This is a genomic window from Flavobacterium sp. (assembly GCF_049318325.1).
Taxonomy (GTDB): Bacteria; Bacteroidota; Bacteroidia; order Flavobacteriales; family Flavobacteriaceae; genus Flavobacterium.
In genome coordinates, this window is the sequence record NZ_JBMOGQ010000126.1 from 1 (window position 1) to 6,338 (window position 6,338).

General features: G+C 30.2%; 4 protein-coding genes. All 4 read right to left on the reverse strand.

Annotated features, from left to right (window positions below; all coding sequences use genetic code 11):
- Positions 1–315: 315 nt before the first annotated feature.
- Genes ACOYLP_RS10005 through ACOYLP_RS10020 form a run of 4 tightly spaced genes read right to left on the reverse strand, consistent with a single transcriptional unit; the run spans position 316 to position 6,110 of the window.
- A complete protein-coding gene (locus tag ACOYLP_RS10005; protein WP_422856030.1) occupies positions 316–1,896 on the reverse strand; it encodes a helicase HerA domain-containing protein in 1,581 nt (526 codons plus the stop codon).
- Positions 1,889–3,994, reverse strand: coding sequence for a DNA sulfur modification protein DndD (dndD, locus tag ACOYLP_RS10010; protein WP_422856031.1), 2,106 nt, complete (start codon positions 3,992–3,994; stop codon positions 1,889–1,891). Before dndD ends, ACOYLP_RS10005 begins: the two co-directional genes overlap by 8 nt.
- Positions 3,991–4,173: a DNA modification system-associated small protein gene (locus ACOYLP_RS10015; protein WP_422856032.1), complete on the reverse strand. Its 183-nt coding sequence runs from the start codon at positions 4,171–4,173 to the stop codon at positions 3,991–3,993. Before ACOYLP_RS10015 ends, dndD begins: the two co-directional genes overlap by 4 nt.
- Entirely contained in the window at positions 4,170–6,110 is a 1,941-nt protein-coding gene (locus ACOYLP_RS10020) for a sigma factor-like helix-turn-helix DNA-binding protein (RefSeq protein WP_422856033.1), read from the reverse strand. Before ACOYLP_RS10020 ends, ACOYLP_RS10015 begins: the two co-directional genes overlap by 4 nt.
- Positions 6,111–6,338 lie beyond the last annotated feature (228 nt).

Genomic DNA, 6,338 nt, shown 5'->3' on the forward strand with positions numbered 1-6,338 from the left:
TGAAATTTATTGAGAATTTAAATGTTTTAATGGGAGGTTATTAGACAGTCTGACGTTTTGCAGCTACCCGAAGGTGGCGATTTCGAAGCACTTCACTGTCAACCAAGCACAAACTTTGATAGAAGCACAAAGCTTGATTTAACCACTGAACCGCCACTTTTGGGTAGGTGCTGTTATCGCTTCGGTGTTCTTTTTCGTCCGTTGGTTTGTCGGTTGTTTGGGTCGTGCGGTTGGACAGACACACTCTTTGCAAAGCTTGGGTTTGAGCGTTGGCATGAGCGGCTTGGCAATGTGTGTGGCTGTGAAGCATTGGCATTAAATGTTTTCCTCTTTTTTCGTTTTCCACCATTGTCTTAACTCGATAATTTTGGGTTCTCCAATATTGATTAATCCTTTTCCTGATTCTAATTTTTTGATTTCTGTTTCAAGTTTGTATTTACTGCTAGGTGTACCAACAAAATTGCTTATTGCCTTATAATCTTTGTTCTGAACATTTAAACAAATTGGTAATTTCACTTGAGAAGCAAAATCAAAGTCTTTCGTTTTATAGTCTTCAACCCCTTGTGATAACATTACTATTATTACACCTTTTGATCTTAAAAGTCTTAAAAGTTCTTCAAGTGCTTTTCTTGCATTTTTGTTTTTTAAATAAATATGTGCCTCGTCAATTACAATTACATAACGAAGTGGAAAAATATGATCAACTGGTTCGCAGTCATTTGTCGAGCTAAAATAAGTATTGAAATATCTTAATAACAAAAACACAACAAGCTGTCTCAATGTGTCTGAAAGAGCAGGGGGCAGATTTAAATACAAGCTCTTGTCTAAAATATTTGGATTATTTGGGTCACAATTAAAAATGTTAGTTGTCAAATCTTGAATACCTGCAAAAAGCGTATCTGGTCTTCGATTATTTTCTTCGTAATATTCTCCTATTGCTTCAAACAATTCATTAATGCTTGGATAAGAACCGTTTTTACTATCAAATAGATCAGTAATTACATTTGTTAAAATATTTTTTTGAGCAACACCAACGCTTGGAACAAAGGTGGCAATTGTATCTACAAAAGCTTTAATGCTAAAAGGTCGTTGTCTCTCGTCCAAACTAATTGATAGAAAAGGGTTGAATTTTACACCATTGTCATTTACTATATCAATGAACTCACATTTTGTTGCATCAAGAAATGGCTTTAATTGTGAAGGATTACCTTCTCCTTTGTAATCAAAAAATATAAACTTCAACTCATTGTTTGTATTCTTAGAAATTTGATAAAGTATATCTTTCATCAATTGGGTTTTGCCTGAACCTGCCATACCTGCGATAGCCATATTTCTGTTATCAAACTCTCTTAGGTCATTTATTCTAATTTCAATTGTTTCACCACTTTCCGTTTTACCCAGTTCAAACCAGAGTAAAGAAGTGATTTCTTTCATTGAATTAATTTGAACATTTCCACTACTTATTTTAACAGAATTAGATCTTAATGTTAGTCCATTTTTAATAGGCTTCAATAAAAATGAAATATGATCACCTTTTGTAATATCACCTTTTTCCAATTCATTAATCCATAGGTCTAAACCATCTCTTAAATGCAATTTGTATAGTTTAATAAAATCATTTTCAGAAAGCTCTTTTGCATAATGTTGATCGAACATTGTTTTGTACAAAACATAGTTATCAGCATCATTTACTAAGCGACCAAAAATGTTGCTTGTTGGTGTGTATTCACGTCCATTTTGCGGTAACCCATTTTCGTTTTCGTGAAAGAATTTACCTTTGGTAATACTTAAAGCAAGGGCAATTCTACCTGTAATAGTGTCTCTTTTGAAATTATAGATATTTGTAATTCTATCTAGAATTTCAATGCTTTCGTTGTCTATTTTGAATCTAATCATTGCTTATTGTATTAAAATATCCGCTTTTTAAATTTGTATTTACTCCATCATTGAAAAGCAAATATGATTTTGAAATGTTACCTGAAATCTCTTTGAATCTTTTTGGTGTTATCTCACTGTTTGTAGAGAATAAAACAACCTGTTCTGAAAGTGCTGGATAATATTTTTTAGTAATACTATCTCTGTGTTCCTCGTCAAGTCTTCCTAATGGTGTATCAATGAAAATTGGAAGATTTTTAACTGATTCTTTTAAAATAGCCTTAATCAAACAAGAGATATAAATTTGCTTTTCTCCTGATGATAGACTTTCCTTTCTAATCTCATTATCATCTTGGTCAAAAAGTGTGATTTTCATTCCTTGCCCTGAAGCAAGAATAGTAACCTTTACATCTTCAATAAATTTAGTCTGATTAGGCTCGCTATTCAATTTGTGCATAAGAATTTTAAGTTCAGAAAGAATTGTCTCTTCTAAGCTATCTTTATGCTTATTCTTTTGTTCATCAAGAAACAGATTTAAAACGACAATATATTGATTACTCTTTTGAATTTTCAATTTGTTTTGTTCATTAATATCAACTTTTTTAACTAGAGTAACTAATTGTTGTTTGAGTCTTACTATATCACTTCTCAGCTTTGTGATTTGTTGATTGTTCTCACCAATTTGCCTGTTTTTTTCTGTAATATTATAATCTGCTGTTTCTTTTTTAGAGGAATACTCAAGAATTAATTCGTCTTCAAGATCTGCGTCAACTTTGCTTAGGGTTTTCTTTAAATCTGATAGTTTTACTTTTATCTCGTTAAATTCTTCAATTATAGTTTCAAATAAATCTTTGGATTGTGTATTAACCAAATTGATTGCATCTGCTATTAGCTTCTTTTCAGAATTATTAAGGTCGTGTTCAAATTCAAGTTCTGAGTATTCACCATTTTCTTTAAATAGTTGCGAACCTAATGTTTGTGCTTTTTCGTAATAAAACATTTTGTCCTTTAAAGACATTGTTGAATTGTCTGGTTCAGGAGGTTTATTGAAAAGTAGTTCAATAAAGTTTTCAATTTTATCTGAGTTTTCCTTTGATGAGTTTTGTGAAAGTTCGTTTTTTTCTTGAATTTCCAAATGCTCTTTTACTTCTTCTAGTTTCCCAGTTAGAATAGCAAGAGGGATAATTTCACTTAACTCATTAAAGCGTTCATTGAGTTCTACTTCTTTGGTCTTTAATTTGTCGATTTCAATTATGACAGCGTTTCTATCAAATGTAGAATTACCTTGCTTGCTATGCTGAGAAATTAGATTGTCATATTCTCTTATTTTTTTCTTTAAATCGTCAATTTCTTTAAGTTTTTCTGCATTTTCTTCCTCAAGATTATTTATTTGATCTTCTGATATTTCTATTGCTTTCTCATTATTGATAATTTGTTCTTGAAGGTTTTTTGATGCTCCTTCTTTTTTCAAACTATTGATATAAAATTCAATGTCCTCAATTAAAGTCTCATATGTATCTAAACCAAGAATCTTTCCAAGAGCATCATTAATAAAACTGCCTTCATCTTTTATTGATAAATTTGCTATTTCTGCTATTTTTTCAGCATCAAAAAATACAAATTTTGCAGCGTCAATAGGAATGATGTAATCGTTAATAAAATTGATTTTGTCACTTTCATCATCAAATATTTCAAGGTTTGATGCGACATCAATGATTGAAAGAGTTTCATTCATTGAAGCAACATCAAAAGTTCTTTTTATAAGAATAGAATCTGTATTTGAATTAAGTGTTCTTAATTCTGGTAATTCAATATCTGATATTTTAATACTTACTGAGAATTTGGTTTTATTTTCTTTTTTGGCTGTCGAATTAATAGATTGTTGCATAAAGGAAGAATAGTTTTTTTCCTTTTGAATCTCTTTTTTGAAATTCTCATCTATCTGCGAAATCTTATCACCAAATAAGCACCACACGATTGAAAGTAAAAAGTTTGTTTTACCATATCCGTTTCGACCACCAATAATTATGATGTTCTTTTCATCATTTGTTTCAAGGTCAACATTTACAGAATTGTAATACTGCCTGAAATTATTTATTTCAATGTTTGAAAATTTCATTTTGTTGCTTTTTCAATTTCATCATTAATTTTTTGCTGATGATAATTATTTCTTTTCAGCAACTTCTTTGTTCTAACAGATTCAAGTAGCGACTTTAAAGAATCATAATCAACACCTTTATCCGTTGATATTTCATTCAGTCTTTGCTCTTGCAATACTCTAGTTTCTTTTATTTTCATGTGCTTAAATTGTTTTGATTGTCAATAAATACAAATTGCTGTTCAATGAGGTAATCTATGATGAATTTCATGTTTCTATGACTTATATCTAATTGATTAGAAAAATATGCTTCAACTTTTAACCTGTTAATTCTATCGTTTTTCTTGATAAAGTGCGTTATGCTTTTACCTAAAAATTTTGGTAAGTCGCTTAGTTTTGAATTGTAAGATCTACGACTTAATCCAATAAAACCTTGATTAAATATTATAAAGTTTTTTTGAGGATCAAGTTTAAGATTAGTTATTATGTTTTTTGCATTTGTCTCTTCACGGTATTTGTGAACCTCGTTTACTAGCTCTAATATGTGAATGGGGCAATTATTATCCTCCAAATAATCTAATATTATATCTTTTATAGTTCCTCCTTTAATTCCCTCTTTTTCAGTTTCCCATTTTTTTAAACCGTAGGTACTGCTTCTTCCAAAGTATATTATTTCAGATGTACGCTGTAAACTGCCTCTCAATGCATCATGACTTTTTGTGATTCCAGGATAATCTTTTTCAATTATTTTATATATCTCCTCAATTTTCGATGGTACACTTAATTTTTCTAGAGCTTCGATAGCATATTCAGGAACTTTTTTTAATGTATTTCTTTTGAAAACAATGTCATCATTAAGATCAATTAAAAGATCGAATTCTTGATTAATAATTCTTTCCGCAGCAGGAAAGACTAAAGATATTATAGAACTATCTTCATTTTTAACAAAATTATTTAAGTAGCTTTTGAAGTGAAAGTTGTAGGTTTCTTCGATTCTACCATTAATTCGTGAATGGATATCATCAACGAAATTGTTAAAATCAAATTGGTTAGTTAATTCCTTTGCAACTAAATAAAAGCTACCCCAATTATGCCGGTCTCTTGAATTAAATGTCTTGGGTTGTAAAACATCACCAATCTCTCCAATAAGATCAAATTTATCTGAAAAGAATAAATAGATTAGAATTGAGTTAAATTCTCTAGTAAAACTTGTATCGTTGAATTCATTTATTTGAACATTTAGGTCTTCATCAATATTGATTAACATTTTGTTTTCGTCAATTCCATATTTTTGATACAAATCGTCTTCAATTTGTTTGACAAATTGAAGATTATTGAATAAATCTTCCAAAATACCTTTTCGTATTTGCCTAACTCGTTCTCTTGAAATACTTATTTCCTCTGCAATTTCATCTAAAGTAAGTTCAGGTTGCTTGTCATAAAGTTTAAAGGCTTTGATAAAAATAATGTTTTCATTTTTTTCGAAGATTACATCTTTATTTATTAGAAAATCAACAAGACTAAATATTGATTGCGATTCTAGGATTTCAATCGGGATTGATGATATTGAAAATGTTTTTTCAATAAAAAACCTGTTTCGCAATGCAACCAAATCATTTTCGTTCTCTACTTCTGCTACTTTTTCGATAAAATCTATTATTGTATCAAAAAAACTTTTTAACTCCGTTACTGTTTTTGTTCCGACATTTTTTATGTCTTGAAAATTGAATTTGTCATTAGCTAAAATTCGCTCACTTATATTTCGAATTTTTAAATTCCCATTTAGGAAGGAGGTTATGGCATTTTTACTTCTATTGGATAAGTTATTTGTATTTATCTCGATAAAACTATTTACGATTTCTCTTTGGGTTCTTGTGAAATTAGTTATTGTCGTAATAAGTTGTTTTTCTGGCTTTAAAGGTTCAGAGAAGTGATTACTGTCATAATCTGTATATTTCAAACATAATGCTGTCAATTCTTCATTAGATTTTCTTCCGCAATTTCTAAGATTATCGAAAGTTCTATTTTCACGATAGTGTTTTAAAATTGCGGACAAGTCTTTTAAGTCATTGTCATTACAGACGTTGAAAGAACGAACACTTAAATCTTCAGAATAATATATTTCCTCAATTGTCATTAATCCTCAATCAGTTTAAGTTCAGCAGTATTTGGGCGTTGGCAAAATTCAGGCTCTTTTGCTTGCGAAGCGGTCGCCCGTGTGTTGGGGCAAGCAAATGTGCCTGAATGTGCGGATGGCATTTTATTTATGTCGTTCATTTTCTTCACTGTCGTTGTCTTTTACACTGAGCGATAACTCATTTATAGCCGCTATAAACCTTCGCCAATCTTCCAAGTTGGTTGTATA